This window comes from Acidiferrimicrobium sp. IK (assembly GCF_025499425.1).
Taxonomy (GTDB): domain Bacteria; phylum Actinomycetota; class Acidimicrobiia; order Acidimicrobiales; family Palsa-688; genus Acidiferrimicrobium.
The window spans coordinates 78,580-95,596 of record NZ_JAIMCB010000002.1; the positions used below are offsets into that span (position 1 = coordinate 78,580).

Annotated in this window: 16 protein-coding genes; 5 read left to right on the plus strand and 11 right to left on the minus strand. The window is 68.3% G+C overall.

The genetic code is table 11. The annotated features are described in order from the left end of the window. Positions 1-19: 19 nt before the first annotated feature. The 7 genes from K6U06_RS03815 to K6U06_RS03845 form a co-directional block, all read right to left on the minus strand. On the minus strand, positions 20-787 hold the full coding sequence (locus tag K6U06_RS03815) for an ABC transporter ATP-binding protein (protein ID WP_262320572.1): 768 nt from the start codon (positions 785-787) through the stop codon (positions 20-22). Then, positions 784-1,584 (minus strand): ABC transporter ATP-binding protein, encoded by an 801-nt coding sequence (locus K6U06_RS03820; RefSeq protein WP_262320573.1) that lies wholly within the window; start codon positions 1,582-1,584, stop codon positions 784-786. The genes K6U06_RS03815 and K6U06_RS03820 overlap by 4 nt, the downstream gene beginning before the upstream one ends. Then, positions 1,581-3,599, minus strand: coding sequence for an ABC transporter permease (locus tag K6U06_RS03825; RefSeq protein WP_262320574.1), 2,019 nt, complete (start codon positions 3,597-3,599; stop codon positions 1,581-1,583). Before K6U06_RS03825 ends, K6U06_RS03820 begins: the two co-directional genes overlap by 4 nt. Positions 3,600-3,684: 85 nt before the next feature. Continuing rightward, positions 3,685-4,710, minus strand: a complete 1,026-nt coding sequence (locus tag K6U06_RS03830) for an alpha/beta hydrolase (RefSeq protein WP_262320575.1) — start codon at positions 4,708-4,710, stop codon at positions 3,685-3,687. A gap of 12 nt (positions 4,711-4,722) precedes the next feature. Next, positions 4,723-5,709 (minus strand): acyl-CoA dehydrogenase family protein, encoded by a 987-nt coding sequence (locus K6U06_RS03835; protein WP_262320576.1) that lies wholly within the window; start codon positions 5,707-5,709, stop codon positions 4,723-4,725. Then, positions 5,709-6,845, minus strand: a complete 1,137-nt coding sequence (locus tag K6U06_RS03840) for an acyl-CoA dehydrogenase family protein (protein WP_262320577.1) — start codon at positions 6,843-6,845, stop codon at positions 5,709-5,711. Before K6U06_RS03840 ends, K6U06_RS03835 begins: the two co-directional genes overlap by 1 nt. Further along, complete coding sequence (locus tag K6U06_RS03845) at positions 6,842-7,735, minus strand: LLM class F420-dependent oxidoreductase (RefSeq protein ID WP_262320578.1); 894 nt, start codon at positions 7,733-7,735, stop codon at positions 6,842-6,844. The genes K6U06_RS03840 and K6U06_RS03845 overlap by 4 nt, the downstream gene beginning before the upstream one ends. Before the next feature lie 134 nt (positions 7,736-7,869). Between K6U06_RS03845 and K6U06_RS03850 the strand changes: the two genes are divergently transcribed. The 5 genes from K6U06_RS03850 (at position 7,870) to K6U06_RS03870 (ending at position 13,111) form a co-directional block, all read left to right on the plus strand. Continuing rightward, positions 7,870-8,703, plus strand: a complete 834-nt coding sequence (locus K6U06_RS03850; protein WP_262320579.1) for an LLM class F420-dependent oxidoreductase — start codon at positions 7,870-7,872, stop codon at positions 8,701-8,703. A gap of 68 nt (positions 8,704-8,771) precedes the next feature. Then, positions 8,772-9,986: a CaiB/BaiF CoA transferase family protein gene (locus K6U06_RS03855; RefSeq protein WP_262320580.1), complete on the plus strand. Its 1,215-nt coding sequence runs from the start codon at positions 8,772-8,774 to the stop codon at positions 9,984-9,986. A 13-nt stretch (positions 9,987-9,999) separates the two neighbouring features. Next, entirely contained in the window at positions 10,000-10,914 is a 915-nt protein-coding gene (locus K6U06_RS03860) for an SDR family NAD(P)-dependent oxidoreductase (RefSeq protein ID WP_410050978.1), read from the plus strand. Continuing rightward, positions 10,914-11,813: an SDR family NAD(P)-dependent oxidoreductase gene (locus tag K6U06_RS03865; protein ID WP_262320582.1), complete on the plus strand. Its 900-nt coding sequence runs from the start codon at positions 10,914-10,916 to the stop codon at positions 11,811-11,813. The genes K6U06_RS03860 and K6U06_RS03865 overlap by 1 nt, the downstream gene beginning before the upstream one ends. Before the next feature lie 68 nt (positions 11,814-11,881). Further along, a complete protein-coding gene (locus tag K6U06_RS03870) occupies positions 11,882-13,111 on the plus strand; it encodes an acetyl-CoA C-acetyltransferase (RefSeq protein ID WP_262320583.1) in 1,230 nt (409 codons plus the stop codon). A gap of 4 nt (positions 13,112-13,115) precedes the next feature. Here K6U06_RS03870 and K6U06_RS03875 read toward each other — a convergent pair whose 3' ends face one another. The 4 genes from K6U06_RS03875 to K6U06_RS03890 form a co-directional block, all read right to left on the minus strand. Further along, positions 13,116-13,799: a TetR/AcrR family transcriptional regulator gene (locus K6U06_RS03875; RefSeq protein WP_262320584.1), complete on the minus strand. Its 684-nt coding sequence runs from the start codon at positions 13,797-13,799 to the stop codon at positions 13,116-13,118. A 70-nt stretch (positions 13,800-13,869) separates the two neighbouring features. Continuing rightward, entirely contained in the window at positions 13,870-14,721 is an 852-nt protein-coding gene (locus tag K6U06_RS03880) for a VOC family protein (RefSeq protein WP_262320585.1), read from the minus strand. A 109-nt stretch (positions 14,722-14,830) separates the two neighbouring features. Further along, positions 14,831-16,033, minus strand: a complete 1,203-nt coding sequence (locus K6U06_RS03885) for an amidohydrolase family protein (RefSeq protein WP_262320586.1) — start codon at positions 16,031-16,033, stop codon at positions 14,831-14,833. Positions 16,034-16,075: 42 nt separating this feature from the next. Then, entirely contained in the window at positions 16,076-16,954 is an 879-nt protein-coding gene (locus tag K6U06_RS03890; protein ID WP_262320587.1) for an SDR family NAD(P)-dependent oxidoreductase, read from the minus strand. Positions 16,955-17,017: the final 63 nt, after the last annotated feature.

Consider the following 17,017-nt stretch of genomic DNA (forward strand, 5'->3'; position numbering starts at 1 on the left):
CTCGACCGCGGACTGGCCGCTACGCCACCTCGGACGAATCGCTGCCGAGATAGCGGGCGGCGACCTCGCCGGCTGCCGCGTTGGCGGGACCTGACCAGGCTTGGGTGCCCCGTTCGAGGATGAGGCAGGAGTCGGCGAAGCCGAGAGCGCGGTGCACGAATTGCTCGATCATGAGGACGCTGACGCCGGCTTGTTGGGCTTTGGCCAGCGAGTCGAAAACGACGTCGACCATGCGGGGGGCGAGACCGAGTGACATCTCATCGGCGATGATCAGCTTGGGTGAGGTGGCCAAGGCCCGGGCGAGGGAGAGCATCTGCTGCTCGCCGCCAGAGAGCAGCCCGGCCCGTTGACGGCGGCGTTGGCCGAGCACGGGGAACAGCTCGCAGGCTCGTTCGATGGCGTCGCGGCGTTGGGGCCTGCCCTCGATCTCCGACACGGCCATGCGCAAGTTGTCGATAACCGAGAGGGCAGGGAAAACGCCGCGCCCTTCGGGGAGATGGATGATCCCGGCCTTGCGTATGACATGGGGTGCGCGGCCAGTGAGGTCGTGTCCGTCGATCGCGAAGGTGCCGCCGACGGAGGGGATGAGCCCGCTGAGCGCTCGGGCGAGCGAGCTCTTGCCGGCGCCGTTGGCGCCGAGGACGGTGATGACCTCACCGGCACGGACGTCGAAGCTAATCCCGCTGAGCGCACGGGCGGCGCCGTAGCGGACATCTAGGTCCCGGACGCTGAGCAACGGGGTTGGGGTCCCGGCATCGGAGGCCCCGCTGGGCTCGGTGGTGGTCATGCCGGCACCCCCGGGGTAACAGGCTCCTCGCCGAGGTAGGCGGCCCGCACGGCCGGATCGGAGCGGACTGTCGCCGGGGCGCCGCAGGCGATTCGGACCCCGAAGTCAATGACTGTCACCGTCGAGCACATCGAGAAGACCAGGTCGACGTCGTGCTCGACGAGCACCAGCGCGACGCCCTGGGCCTCCGACGCGGAACGCAGCACTGCGGCGAGGGCTTCGGTCTCGCCCCGGTCGAGGCCCGAGGAGGGCTCGTCGAGCAGCACCACCGATGGGCCCACGGCCAAGGCACGGCCGACCTCGATCAGCCGGGCTATCCCGAGCGGGACGCCGACTGCGGGACGCCCGGCCACGGGTCCAAGACCCAGCTGCTGGATCAAGGCGTCGATCCGCTCCCTCTCCGCTTTCGTGTTGCGGCGAAGACCGCCCATCGTGACGAGGTCACCCCAGAGACGCCTCCGGTTGTAGCGCATACGGTCCGCCAGGATCAGGTGCTCCCGGATCGTCAGCCCCGAGAACAGCTCCGGGTGCTGGAAGGTGCGGGCCAAGCCCCGACGGGCGCGGGCCGGAGTCGGCAACCCAGTGATGTCCTCTCCATCGAGCCACACCGTCCCCGCCGTCGGGCGCAGCAAGCCTGACAGGACCGCGAACAGGGTGCTCTTGCCCGCGCCGTTGGGTCCAACCAGCCCGCAGATGGCGCCAGGCGCTACCTCCAGGTCCACCTTGTCGAGAGCGGTCAGCCCTCCGAATTGGACGGTGATGCCATCCGCGCGCAGGCGCATATCAGTGCCGGTCACTGGTCACCTCCAGAAGATACGGGGACGGCCGCAGGCGGCAGGGACTGCTGCGGCGGGGCCTGCTCAGGTAGGGCCAGATCGGCGTCGTCGAACTCGCCGGCGGCCGGGGAGCGGAGTACAAGGTGCCGGATACGCCGGACGTTCGACACCGCCGCGCCTTCGGGGTCGGTGGCCAGGCCGATGGCCCCGAGGCCGAACAGGATCGGCGGAACGTTGCCCCACTTGGTCGACAGGTAGGTGGTGAAAATTCCCGGGATCAGCGTGAAGGCCATTCCCGCGACCGCGGCGCCCAGTATGGAGCGCACGCCGATGGTCACTAGGACCGCCAGCCAGATGATCCCGGCGAAGGTTGGGTACGACGTCGGCAGGGCGGAGCGGGCGTCCATAGCCAAGAAGGCTCCTCCGATCCCGGCGACGAACGCCGCCAGCCCCGACACGAGGACCTTCATCTGCAACACGCTCAACCCGAGGGTCTCCGACGCCGGCTCGCTGGAACGAACCGCCCCGAGCGCCAGCCCGGCGGTCGATCGGCGCAGGTTGAGCATCAAGATCCCGATCACTGCGAAGACCGCCAGCGCCAGGTAGGCGAAGGCCCGGTCGCCGTTGGCGAACTGTGGACGGTTGAGGACCACGCCCAGGCCTTGCTGGAAGAAGCGGGTTCGGGTGTATACGAGCGTCTCCATCAACAACCCGAAACTGAGGGTCACCAATCCGACGTAGAGGTCACCGAGACGGATCGTCAACGCACCGAGCAGGGCGCCGATTGGCAGCATGATCAACCCGCCGAGCAGTACCGCCAGCAGCACCGGCAGGTGCTCGACGGTCGCGAACTGCGCGGCGGCAATGGCCCCCCCGCCCGCGAAGGTGATCTGGCACAGCCAGATCATCCCGCCCTCACCGGTCACCAGCGTGAAGGACAGGAACACCAGGGCGAACGAGGCACCCATGTCGACCTGCTCCAGCCAGAAGCCGTGGAAGATCACTGGCGACAACGCCAGCAGCAAGATGATAAGGCCGCCACCAGCCCGGTTGAAGCGAGTCACGTCGCGAGCCGGCGCCTCCTGGGTGCCGACACCGGTCTCGGCGTCCTGCGTCTGGATCGCCCGGTCCAGCGCACCGCTGGCGCCGCTGCCCTCACTTACCCTGCCGCTGCGAAGGATGTAAATGATCAGGAACACCAGGATGAACCCGAACGGGATGCTCGGCACGATCGCCGCCGTGTAGGAGCTGTTCGCCGGCAGGTACTTCTGGATGATCTCGGTGACCAGCCCCATCAGGACAGACACCCCTACCGCCACGGGCAGGCTCCGCAGACGGGCCGCGACCACCGCTGCGAACGCAGCGGCCATCAACGTGGTCATCCCGCCCGGGGTGAGCCCGTCGGTCGGGGCGACCAGGATTCCGGCCAGGCCGGCCAGGAACGCACTTGCCGCCCACACTGCCAGGGAGATGAGGTTGGGGTTGCGCCCCGACAGCGACGTCAGGGCCTCCGAGTCGACCATGGCCCGAACCTTGAGTCCCGCGTCCGTACCCCGCAACACCAGCGTGCCGATCACGAGCACCGCGATCACGCAGATATAGGTGATCACGGCGTTGAGGTCCACTACGCCGCCGAACACCTTGTACACGTGCACCGGCACCGGCGCCAGACCCGGGGCCGAGGTGATCGTCGCGTCGCCAAAGAGGATGTTGGCCACGGGGGGGATGGCCACCGACAGACCGATCGTGGCCACCAACTTGATCAGCGATGACCGCAGGCGCAGATACCGGAACAACACCGCCCACAAGAACACCCCGAAGGCTGGCGCCACCAGCAGCAGTGAGACCAGCGCGGACAGCACCAACCCTTGTCCGTGCTGGGTGTGCATCCAGTAGAAGAAGCGGGCCACGAAGAACGCCATCGCCCCAAAGGCGAAGTTGAGGATCCCGGCCGACACGAAGGTGACGACCAGGCTCGACGAAGCGATCGCGTAGATGCCGCCCAAAGCCAGACCGGCGAAGATGTACTGCAGCATTCCCGGACGCTCCCCCTTGCAGGACCGTTGCCGACCCTAACTAAAATCGTACACTGATTGTAGCGTCGGGTCAGCGCCGGTGCAGTCAGGCCCCGCCCGGCGTCGCGACGGCCGCGGCGACCGCGTCCCCCCACGACTGGATGCGCGACCAGAGGACCTCGCGCGTCGACGCGAAGTTGTGCATGTGAGCCATCCGCGGCACCACGACCACGGTGATGTCCGGCGACGAGATGTAAGCCCGCGGCTCAGAGCGCGGGTCGGCCATCACGTCGCGCTCACCCGCGGCGATGAGCACCGGGGTACGGATCGCGGCGGCCTCCGTCGACACCGTCCCCGGCGCAACCATCTTGAGCGCGCAGGCCGGAATAGTGGCGGACTTCCACGCGGGGAGCGGGTCAGCGGGCCTCATGTCCGCCGCCACCACCTCGGCCGGCTCGTCGTCGTAGTGGAAGGCCCAGCTCCACGGGTTGGCCGCCCCGTCGCCCGGCTCCGCCGGTACCGGGGCGGCGAGATCCTCGGGGTTGAGGATCACCGGATCGGACATGTCGCTCCTCCGCGTCACCCACGGCATTGGCACGATCGGCTGGCCTGGACGGGACGGCACCGAAGTGTGGATGGCGCTGTAGCCGAGGATGCCGACCGCGTCGAACACCCGGTGATGAGCCTGGAGGACGATCGTGAAGCACCCTCCCATCGACTGGCCCAGCCCGATCGTCACCGGATCGGTGATCGCCGGGAACCCGTCGGCCAACCCGCCGGCCGCCAGACGCTCGAGGACCGAGCCCACGACGACCCGGTTGGTCTCGGCGATGGATTCGTAGTCCAGCGTGTCGGTCGGCGGGATCCACGAATCCCCGACACCAAGGTGGTCGCAAGCCACGAAGATCCAGCCGCGCCGGGCATGCCAGCCAGCCTCTCCACCGCTCGACGCCCCCGGCATGTCGAAGGTGTAGTAACGACGGCCGTAGCCGCCGCCGGGGAAACCGAAGCACACGACTGGCCGGCCCGGCAGGGCGGCGGCGTCGGGAAGGATGACCGTTACGGCCGCATGGGCCTGCCCTGCCAATGCAAGTGGCGATGGGACATCCAGGTTCAAGTCGATCTGGCGCATCGCTCGGCCGTCCTAGAGCATGCCGACTCGAGGCACGGACCGGGTGGCTTGGAGACGCTGACCTATCTCCACCTCGAGGCTACGCCAGTCGCCGAGCAGCCAGTCCAGTGCATAGGTTCGCCGCAGGTAACGGTGGAACTCGTGCTCCCAGGTGAACCCGATCGCACCGAAGGTCTGCTGGGCCTGGGTGCAGCCCATCTCCGCGGCCCGGCCGGCAACGGCCTTCGCGACGGTCGCAACCCACGGGGACCCGCTGTTGGCTGCCACTTCCACGACGCGCCCCGCTCCGACCAGACTGGCGTGCGCGCCGGCCAAGCGGTGCTGCACAGCTTGGAAGCTGCCGATCGGCCGACCGTATTGGTGCCGCTGCGCGGCATACTCCACCGCAGTCGCCACCACGTGGCGCCCCACCCCGAGCAGTTCGGCGCCAAGAGCCCAACGACCGGTGGCCACCGCCGCGGCCCACGACTCCCGCGCCGGCACGCCGGTGACCAACTCGACGTCGGCCTGGTCGATCTCGGCAGCCACTCGCCACAGGCCGATGCTGGCGTCGGTGCCGCTCAGCTCGGTGACGCTCCACTCGACCCCGGCCGGAATGATCGTCACCGCCACGTCGTCGCCACTGGCGACAGGAACCAGGACCGGCGCTCGCCCGGGGGGGGACCCGGTGACGCCGGCCACCGCCACGCGACCTTTGTCGACGCGCGACGACAACTCGTCGGGCCGGAGAGAACTCGGCAGCACTACGCCGGCCCCAGCCAACTCGGGCCGCTGAAGGATCAGCGCAGCAGCTCTCGCCATGGCCGGCCCGAGGGCATCCCCGGGCGCGGCCGTTTGGCCCTTGACCTCGAAGAGGGCCCGAAAGGCGGTCGGGGCGTCGTCGTCGAGGACCTCGGCCCACCCCAGGGTGGCGAGCCGGGCGCTCAGCTCGCGGTCGGCCTCGTCGACCAGTACCTTCGTCAGGCTCCGGCGCAGCAGCTGCTCGGTGTCGGTGTCCATCACTTCTCCCTCGGCATGCCGAGCACCCGCTGGGCCACGAGGGTGCGCTGGATCTCCTGAGAGCCCCCGTAGATGGGAGCGGCCCGGCTGAAGAAGTACTCGGTGCGCAGCCAGCCGAACCGCTCGTCTAGATCGAACGCAGGGCCGAGGTGGTGACGGATGGCGTCCCAGGTAGCCAGCTCGGCGTCGACGAGGAGGAGCTTGTCGATCGAGACCTCCGGGCCGAGCACCTCCTCTTCCGCCAGCCGGTCGACCGTCGCCTTGGTGTGGAGCCGGAGGGCTGTCGCCATCGCGTATGCGTGACCGAGCATCGCCGCCGAACCCGGGTTGTCGCCGCCGAGACGCAGGGCGTGCTCGAGGCGACTGTGGAAACGGCCCTGCTGCAGCCAGCCGTAGGCCCCTCGCTCCCATTGCAACATGTACATGGCAATGGCCCAACCCTGGCCGAGCTCCCCGATGACCCGATCACCTGGCACATGGGCACCATCGAGGAAGATCTCGGAGAAGTGGTTCTCCCCGTCCTCAGAGCGGATGGGCCTGACATCTATACCGGGCTGGTCGAGATCAATGAGCACCATGGTCAACCCACGATGCCCCGGACCTCCGGAGCGAGCCAGGAGCACCGACCGCTGCGCCAGATGAGCGAAGCTGGACCACACCTTCTGACCGGTGAGCCGAAAGCCGTCGCCATCGGGCTCCATCCGCGTCCGCAACGACGCCAGGTCGCTGCCGGCATCGGGTTCGGAGAAGGCTTGGGCCCAAGCCTCGTCGCCCCGGAGCAGAGAGTAGAAGTAGCGTTGGGCCAAGTGCGGCGCGTGCACCAGCATCACCGGGGCGAGGATCTCGAGGGTGTTGAACGGCTCCGGCACCGGGATGTCGTGTTCCCACAGGGTATCGAACATGGCCCCCCGGAACCGTGGGTCCCCGCCGAGGCCACCACAGCGCTCCGGCCACCCGAGGCGCGACCACCCCTCATCGGCCAGGACCGCCTGCAACCCCTTCAGACGTGACGCGCTCTCCTCGAGGCTGGCGGGGCGGTAGCCCCGGTAGCCCTGGATCCGCTCGTCAACAGCCAGCCACCCCGAGAGGGCGGCCATGTACTCGGCCGTAGAGCCATAGCCCGCTGCTGCGCTCATGCGTAGTTTGCCCCGAAGGACTCGAGGAACTCCCTCGAGCGAGCCGGCGAGCCCACTGGGCCGCTTACCACCACCCAGGTGACACCGATGTCGGCCAGCCGGCCCAGCGAGTCCTTGTGGCGCTCCACGTCCGTGCCCGGGGAGGCGATGGTCGTGTCGGTGTACGGCAGTGCGACGTCGAGGGCGTCACCGCGCTCCCCAGCCATGTCACGTAACTCCTTGATCTTCGACCCGATCTCCTCTATCGACGAGAGGTTCGCAGTCCGAGCGGTGGTGAACAGTTCGTCAGGACCGAGCAAGGGCATCCAGCCCTGGGCTCGTGCCGCGACCCGGCGAAGCGTCAACCGTGAGTTCCCGCCGATCCAGATCGGGATGGGGTCCTGCACGGGACGGGGCCTGGCGATGATGCCTCGCGCCGAGAAATGCCTCCCCTCGTAGCTGAAGGGGTCACCGGCCCAATGCAGCGGCAGAACGTCGAGGGCCTCGTCGAAGAGGGCGTTGCGCTCCTCGAAGTCGACGCCCAGGGCCGCGTACTCCCCCTTCAAGTACCCGGTACCCGCTCCGAGTGTCAGCCGCCCGCCGGAGAGCTTGTCGACCGTGGCGGCGGCCTTTGCCAACAGGAACGGGTTGCGGTAGGGCAGGACGGCCAGATACGTGAGCAGCCTGATTCGGCTGGTGACCGCAGCGACGTGCCCGAGCGCCACCAGCGGATCGAGGGTCTGGTGCCCGCCGTTCTCCAGCCACCTCGCACCCGGCGCCGGATGCTCGGTGAAGGAGAACCCGGCCCAACCGGATCCCTCCGCGATCACGGCGAGCTCCGCGACAGGTCCGGAGTCCAATAGATCCGTGTCCGTCCCATGCGCGTCCGGGTACTGGTAGATATACCGCATCGGCGGAACCCCCTTCGAAAACGAAGAGCCGACGAGCGCGGCTCCGTTGCATGGCATCGCCTGCTGTACGGTCCAACATACTCGACGACACCGTCAACTGCTCTGGAGGCACGATGCGATTGGGATTCTCCACGATGAACACGCCAGAAGACGTGCCCCCCGACGTACTGGCACGCCACCTCGAGGAGCGGGGCTTTGACTCGCTCTGGATCGGCGAACACTCCCACATCCCGGTCTCCCGACTCACGCCCTACCCCTCGGGAGGGGAGATGCCCGACCAGTACCGGCGGATGATGGACCCGTATGCCAGCCTGCTCGTAGCGGCCACGGCGACCACGGACCTCCTCATCGGCACGGGGGTCGCGCTGGTCCTGGAGCGGGACCTCCTCGCAATGGCCAAGCTCGTCGCCACGGTCGACCGCCTGAGCGGCGGCCGGCTCCAGTTCGGCGTGGGCGTCGGCTGGAACCGCGAGGAGCTGGCCAACCACCGCCCGTTCCCCTGGGCGCAGCGGTACCGGGCACTGGCCGAGGGCATTGCTGCCCTCCGCACGCTCTGGAACGACGAGGAGTCGGAGTACCACGGGCAGTACTACGACTTCGACCCGGTGTGGTCGCTGCCCAAGCCCCTCCAGCGCCCCCACCCTCCCATCTGGTGCGGGACCGGAGGGAAGCTCGGCACCCAACACGCCGTCGCCTGGGCTGACGGCTGGATGCCCATGGACGTGGCTCTCGGCGACGTGGCCCGAAAGGTCAGTCGGTTCCGGCAGGTGGCCGCCGATGCCGGGCGGAACCAAGTGCCGATCACGATCGTGGCCTTCGGTGATCCGACACCGGCGACCCTCGCCAGCTACCGTGACCTTGGGGTAGAGCGCGTCGTCCTCGGTGCCTCCCGCGCCGGGTGGGACGACCCCTCGACGACACTTCCCTTCCTGGACCACTACGCGCCGCTCGTTGCAGATCTGGCCTAAGGGGAACACCTTGTGACTCGACGATATCGTCAAGTAGCTTGGTCTCGAGGGAACGCGAGGGGAGAAGCATGAGACCGCTGCAGGGGATCAAGGTCGTCGAGGTCGCGTCGTGGACGTTCGTCCCCGCCGGGGGCGCGGTGCTGGCCGAGTGGGGCGCGGACGTGCTGAAGATCGAGCACCCAGACGGGGGTGATCCGCAGCGGGGACTGGTCTCGTCAGGACTGGTGCCGTCCGGGAGCGGCGGAGTGAACTTCTTCCTAGAGCAGCCCAATCACAACAAGCGCTCCGTAGCCCTCAACCTGCAGCATCCCGACGGGCGTGCCGCCCTCTACAAGCTCTGCGAGACCGCGGACGTGTTTTTGACCAACTGGCTGCCAGGCGCCCGCCGACGGGCCAAGGTCGACGTGGAGGATATTCGCGCCGCCAACCCCAACATCATCTACGTCCGCGGGCACGGTCAGGGCATCCGCGGCCCTGACGCCGACAAGGGGGGTTACGACGGCTCTGCGTTCTTCGCCCGCTCGGGCGTCATGGCATCCCTAATGTACGGCGACGACCCCTACGGGCCGACCCAGCCCCCGGCGTTCGGCGACCTTCCCGGCGGCCAGACCATCGCGGGTGGCATCGCCGCCGCCCTCCTCCGCAGGGAGCGCACCGGGGAGGCAGCAGTCGTCGACGTGTCCCTGCTGGGCTTCGGCATGTGGGTCAACGCCCCCAACATCGTCATGTCGAAGCTGTTCGAGGGCCAGGACGTGCCCCGGATGAGCAGAGACAACCTGCCCAACCCGCTCGTCAACCGGTACCTGACCAGCGATGGGCGCCTCCTCCAATTGGTCATGCTCCAAGGGGTCCGCTTCTGGCCTGAGCTCATCAGTGCCGTCGGCCGCCCCGATCTGGCCGACGACGAACGCTTCACCTCGCCCGAAGCCCTATTCGCCAACCGGGCAGAGGCGACGCGAATCCTTGACGGGATATTCGCCACCAGGAGCCTCGACGAGTGGCGCAAGGTGCTGGCCGGGGTCAAGGGAGTTTGGTCCGCCGTCCAGCAGGGGCTGGATCTCTACGACGACGAGCAGGTCCTGGCCAACGGTTACCTGGCCGAGGTCGCGTCCGAGCAAGGCAACGCATTCCCCCTCGTCACCAACCCAGTGCAGTTCGACGAGTCGCCGCCCGAACTGACCCGCGCCCCCGCTCTCGGCGAACACACCGACGACGTGCTGCGCGAGGCCGGCTACGACGACGAGACCATCATCAACCTGAAGATCGACAACGCGATCCTGTAGAGAGGGAGACCACATGGGAATTCTCGATGGAAAAGTAGCCATCGTGACTGGCGCCGGACGCGGCATCGGGCGGGAGCATGCGCTGCTGCTCGCCCGCGAGGGTGCAGCGGTCATGGTCAACGACCTGGGAGGCGACGGTCGGGGCGAGGGGCAAGACCTGACGCCCGCCCAGCGGGTGGCCGACGAGATCCGCTCTTTCGGTGGGAAAGCCGAGGTCAACGGCGCGAACGTCGCCGACTGGGCCGCCGCGGAGGGCCTCGTGGCCCAGACCGTGGAGGCGTTCGGGAAACTCGACATTTTGGTCAACAACGCCGGGATCCTCCGGGACCGGATGTCTTTCAACCTGGGCGAGGACGAGTGGGACGCGGTGCTCAACGTCGTCTTGAAGGGCAGCTTCGCTCCGTCGCGCTTCGCAGCCACCTACTGGCGGGAGCAGACCAAGAAGACACAGGAGCCGATCAACGGTGCCATCGTCAACACGTCATCCGAGTCGGGCCTTTATGGCAACGCCGGCCAGGCCAACTACGCGTCGGCGAAAGCCGGGTTGGTCGCCATGTCGCTCGTGATGGCCCGGGAACTCGAACGGATCGGGGTCAGGGTGAACGCCATCGCTCCCCTTGCCGCGACGCGCCTACTGGGCACCGTGATCCAGCCCGAGGAGGGCTCGGCCGAAAAGCGGGACACGATGTCACCGGCCGAGATCTCCCCGCTGGTGGCCTGGCTGTGCTCCGACCTGGCCAAGGACGTGAACGGGCAGGTCTTCGCCGTCAGCGGGGAACGCATCCAGCGGATCCAGGGCCACCACCCAGTCACCGAGATCCCCGCCGGCGACGAGTCGTGGAGCATCGAGCGCATCGAGGGCGCCCGGGGCGACCTCCTCGGGAGCGCAAGCAGCTGGATCCCCGCCTTCCTCCCCCCCGTGAGCTGATGGGACTCCTCGATGGCAGGGTTATCATCGTCACGGGAGGCGGGCGGGGTCTCGGCCGCGCCCACTGCCACGAGCTGGCCCGCCACGGCGCCACGGTGGTGGTCAACGATCTCGGGGTGGGACTGCGAGGAGAGGTCGAGGAATCCGAGATGGCGCCGGCCGAACAGGTCGTCGCCGAGCTCGAGGCCATGGGCGCCACAGCCGTAGCCGACGGGACGTCGGTTACGGACTGGGACGGCATGGAGGACCTGGTCTCCCGTGTCGTGGACCGCTTCGGGGCCCTTCACGGCGTGGTCAACAACGCTGGGTTCCTTCGGGACCGGATACTGACTTCGATGACCGAGGACGACTTCGACTCGGTCATCGCCGTCCACTTGAAGGGGACCTTCGCCCTCACCCGCCACGCCTGCAGCTACTGGAAGGCCGAGGTGAAGGCGGGCCGGAGTGTGAGCGGCCGAGTGGTGTGCACGACCTCGGGCGCCGGCCTCTTCGGCAATGTCGGCCAGGCCAACTATGGTTCGGCCAAGTCGGCCATCGCGACCTTCACCCAGATCGTCGCCTTGGAGATGCAGCGCTACGGGGTCACGGCCAACGCCCTCTCTCCTATAGCCGCCACCCGCATGCTCGCCACGGTGGGACGGGAGGCGAAGGACGACGGCACCTGGGATCCGCTCGATCCGGCCAACGCGTCCCCGCTGGTCGCGTGGCTCTGCTCTGCGGAGGCCGGCTGGCTGAGCGGGGCCGTCCTCCGCGTCGACGGCAATGCCGTGCAGCGGGTCAGCGGCTGGGCGGTGACCGACGGCTACACCGCCAAGTCCGGGGAGTCCCTCACCGTGGAGGAGCTGGGCCTCGGCCTCCAGCGCCTCTACGGTGTCATGCCCCGCGGCCTCGGAGGCTAGCGCTAGTGGCGACGGCACTATCGATTACGGTGCAATGATTAAGCTGAAAGCTGCAAGAGAGGATCAGCATGTCTGAAGCATGGATCATCGACGGGGTGCGCTCGCCGCGGGGGAAGGGCAAGGCCAACGGCTCCCTCCACCACCTCCATCCCCAAGAGCTGCTTGGTCAGGTGCTCAACGCGGCCCGCGAGCGCATCGGCTTCGACGCGGCAGACGTCGACGACGTGATCATCGGCAACGGCAACTCGACCGGCGACCACGCCAACTGCATCGGGCGTATGTCGGTGCTGGCAGCCGGCTGGCCGGTCGAGGCTACCGGCGTCACCCTCAACCGCTTCTGCGGCTCGGGGCAACAAGCGATCACCTTCGCGGCGATGGGAGTGCAGGCCGGCCACCAGGACCTCGTGGTAGGCGGCGGCGTCGAGATGATGTCGCGCTGGGAGAGCACCGATGCTCCGCCGGACTTCGCAGCCGGCAACGCCGCCCTCCGTGCTCTGTATCCCATGGTGCCCCAGGGCGTCTCGGCCGACCTCATCGCCACGACCGAGGGGATCAGCCGGGAGGACGTCGACGCGTTCGCTCTGCGCAGCCAGGAGCGTGCCGCCAAGGCCATGGCCGAGGGCCGTTTCGACCGCAGCGTCGTGCCGATCCACAACGCCGACGGCACCGTGGCGCTCGACCGCGACGAGTTCCCGCGCCCCAACACGACGCTCGAGGGCCTGGCCAAGCTGGAGCCGTCGTTCGCCAAGATGGGGTCGAAGGTGTTTCCGGGCTTCGAGACCTCCTTCGACGACATGTGCCGGCAGGTCTACCCGGAGGTCATGACCGTCGACCACGTCCACCACGCAGGTAACTCCTCGGGGGTGGTCGACGGTGCAGCGGTCGTCGTCGTGGCCTCCCCTGACTTCGCCCGGGCCCACGGGCTCGCCCCTCGCGCTCGCGTCGTCATGAGCGCCGCGGCCGGGGCCGAGCCCGTCATCATGCTCACCGCCCCGGGGCCGGCCTCCGCCAAGTGCCTTCAGCGGGCCGGCATGACTGTGGACGACATCGACCTCTGGGAGATCAACGAGGCGTTCGCTACCGTCCCCTTGAAGACCATCCGGGACCTCGGCATCGATCCCGACAGGGTCAACGTCAACGGGGGCGCCATCGCCCTGGGGCACCCGATCGGGGCGACCGGTGCCATGCTGATCCAGACCGCGCTTGACGAGCTCGAGCGTCAGGACAAGTCAACCGCGCTGATCACCATGTGTACCGGAGGCGGGATGGGCACCGCCACCATCATCGAGAGGATCTAGGGCTCTAGGGCCGCCGCGGCGCGACCGGTCTGGCGGGGGCCGGGTCGCGTAGCGTGGCGCAGATCACCTCGGCGATCTGGCGTTCGAGAGCACCATCGGAGATGGTGCCTGCATAGAGCTGGCGGTAGGTCCAGGCCCGCTCGAGGGCGCTGAAGATGACCAGCCCGTGTGCAGCGGGGTCCGCGAAGGGACGGCCCCGCAGGTCGCCCATCGCCTTTCCCATCTTGGCGCAGTCACGCAGGTGCCGCTTCATCCCGGCCTTGTGGATCACCTCGTCCTCGTAGGCGGCCTGCGTCCAGGCGATACCGAAGCTGGCATGGTCGTCGAGAACGGCGAAGGACTTGACGACGAAATCCTCGATAGCGGCATCGCTCCACGGCAACTCGATCGCCCGCACGTAGCCGACCATGACTTCCGCGGCGTGGGCCGACTCCGCGCCGAGGGCCAGGAGCACGTCGCGCTTCGAAGGGAAGTAGGTGTAGAACGAGGCTCGGGAGATACCGGCGACACGGGCGATCTCGTCGACGGTCGTGCCGGCGTAGCCCCTCGTGAGAAAGATGTCCTTGGTTGCGCCGAGGATCAGGCCGACGGTCCGGGTTGCCCGGGGGCCTCGCTCCTTCGCCGGCTGGCGGAGGGTCGGGCTAACCGGGAACTGCCGCGCTTGGCGGCTCACAGGGGGGGCGGGCATAAGAGGCTTGACGTTACCGTCGACTGCTCCCTGCCGACCACCCTGGTTCGCAACAGGCCCCCGAGGTGCTTTAGCGGAAGGCGGAGCGGGGCCGCTCGACGAACTCGAAAGGCACCCCGTCGGGGTCTGACAGGAAGCAGATCCACATGTCAGGCACCGGGGTCCCGTGCAGCTCGACCTCCATAGGCGCCCTGTCGAAGGTCCAGCCGGCCGACACCATGGCCTCGTAGGAGCCCCGGGTGTCGTCGACGCCTACCGCGGTACGGAACAGACCGGCGTGGGTGGGGTCGGCGACGTGGCGGCCGTGGGACGCCGGCGTGCGCCACTCCACCAGGAGCGCCTCGAACGGCTCGTCTGGCAGACGGAGCCGCGCCACGTCCGCTTCCACCTCGCCGTCGAGGCCGAGGTAGGAGGCATCGGTCAGCGGCGAGGTCTCGAGGTGTTCGAAGCCAAGCCCCTCGTACCAGGGGATCGACGCCGCCAGGCTGGTGACGGTGATGCGCAGATGCCGCATCTGGGTGCTGCCTGCCTCGAGAGCGGGCTCGTCGACCAGGTCGAGGGTAACGCCGGTGCCGTCCCGGAGGGTCACCCACGGCGAGTCGGAACTGGAAACGCCTCGCCCGACCACCTGGCATCCGGCTTCGGTCAGATCGCCGACCGCGGCCTCGATCTCTGGTACCGAGAATCCCAGGGCCTGGATCCCGACCCGCGTGGGGTCCGCTACCGGGGTCCCGGACAGGGGCGGGTCGATCCAGCTTTGGATCTCGATGGCCGGGCTGGTCTTCGGGCCGCGCCGGTCGTAGACGAATGCCGCACCACCGAGCACCTGGCGGTCCAGGCCCAGGATCGCGCCGTCGGACTTCTCGACCGGGACGCTCATGGTGTTGCGCATGGCCAGGTTGTTGACGAAGAAATCGGTCACCGGGCCCGTGTCGGCACAGCAATAGCAGACATGCAGGAACCGGCGGGCGGGTCTGGAGAGATCGTCAGTGGTCACGGGCGGCCTTTCGGGGAAGTCTGGGCGAGGGAGATCAGCGGCCCGAGAGAACTTTGAGGTTCTCCCGCAAGGCCAGGCGCTGCTCGTCGGGAGTAAGCGAGACGAAGTCAGGGATCCACGCCCGCGGCTCGGAGAGCCCTTCGGGGTGGGGCCAGTCGGAGCCGAGCAGGATCCGGTCGGCACCGATGGCGTCGCGCACGCGGCAGATGTCGTCCTCGTAGAAGGGCGCGACCCAGACGTGCTCGCGGAAGGACTCGACCGGGTCCCGCCCGAACAGCTGCGGGGTCTTTCCGTAGGAGACCTTGAGCCGCCGGATCAGCTCCGAGACCCATCCGCCGCCGAGCTCGAGCGAGGCGATGCGCAGCCGGGGGTGGCGGTCGAACACCCCGTGGCAGATCATCGCGGCCATCATGTCGAACATCGGCCGCTCGATGTGCACCGACATGACCTCGGAGAGCGGCGAGGACTTCATGCCGGTGTACTGCTGGGACTCGCCCCAGTTGGCCAGGTACTTGCCGTAGCCGGAGTCTGCGGCGTGGATGGCTATCACCAGACCGGCATCTGCGGCCAGGCCCCACACCCGGTCGTACGCCGGGTCCCCCGGCGAGCGGGGTCGCCCCGGGATGTCGACCGGGGCCGGGCGGAAGGTGATGAAGCGGGCGCCGCGGTCGATGGCCCGCTTCACGTCGGCCTCAGCCTCGGAGGCGTCGAGGAGCGAGATCAGTGGGCCGGTCTGGATCCGCCCGTCTCGGTCGTAGCCCCAATCCTCGTCCAGCCAGTCGTTGTAAGCACGGAAGATGGCGTAGAGGGCCGTCGGGTTGTCGAGCAGCATTTCCTCGAGCCCGAGCCCTAGGCTCGGCAGCAGCCACGCCAGCTCTACGCCCTGCTCGTCCATCCGGGCCAGGCGGGCCTCCCGGCTGCGGTACTCGGGCTGGATGGCGTGCATCTTGATGATGTCGCGCAGTTCCTTGCCGCTGTGGTTTTCGCTGCGGAAGTACGGCTCCAGGGATCCGGGCACACCGACGGGGTCGTATGTCGGGTTGGGCACGACGGTCACCAGCTTGCCGTTGACCACCAGGGTGCGCCGGCCTTCGATGTCCGCCCAGCGGACCAGGCCCCGGTGCGAGCGGTCCAGGTGACGGGTGAGAGCGTCCTCCGCCTCGTAGTAGTGCTCATCCGCGTCATAGATCCCGTAATCGACCTTGATCGCAGAAGCTTCGTCCTGGACGAGTGTCACGGTGCTCTCCTCGGTCAGCCGCCAACTTGACTGTTTCGTCAACTATACCGCGTCGCCACCCGTTGTGTCCATAGCATCGAGGACACCCACCGGGACCGCGTTGAGGTAGCCGTCCTCCGGCCAGTTGAACCAGCCGGATGCCGCGAAGGTCCCTCCGTCGGGATGCAGCGTGATCCCGGTCATGTACGACGACAGCCCAGATGCCAGGAAGACCACGCTGCTGGAGATGTCCTGCGGGGTCCCGAGACGGCCCATCGGGACGGCGATGCGAACGCCCATGGGCGAGCTGCCGATCGGGCGGCCGCCGGAGATCTTCTCCATGTTCGGGGTGGGAGCCAGGTCCGGTGCGACGCAGTTGACCCGGATGGCGTCCGGCGCCAGTTCCACGGCCAGGGTCCGGGCGAACTGGGCGACGGCCGCCTTGGCCGCGGAGTAGACCGCGAAGTTGGGGGCGCCGCGGTGAGCTTCGATCGTCGTGACGTTGACGATGCTGCCGCCCCGACCGCCGACGCGCATCCGGGGGATCGCCAGCGACGACGCGTGGAGGACGTGCATGAGGTTGGTGCGCAAGAGGGCGTCCCACGCCTTGGGGGTGCTGCCGGCGAAAGGCGCCTTGAACGTGCCGCCGACGACGTTGACCAGGGTGTCCAGTCGGCCCCACTCGTCGTCCACTCGGCCGAAGAGGGCGGCGAGCTGGTCGGGGTCCCGGGCGTCGCCGACGACGGCGACGTGGTGGGCTCCGGCGGCGGACAGCGACCGCTCGATGCTTGCCACTGCGGCCTCGTCACGGTCGATCAGGGCCACCCGGACGCCGTTGTCGGCCAGATCGGTGACGATGGCCTCCCCCAGCCCGCCGGCGCCCCCCGTCACCAGCGCCACCGTGCCCTCCAGGCCGCCGCGCTGCTCGAACCATCCGGTCATCTCTTCTCCTGTCTTGTCTCCCCCGCCCATTGAATGATCCGGGTGATGCCTGAATCAGGCCCT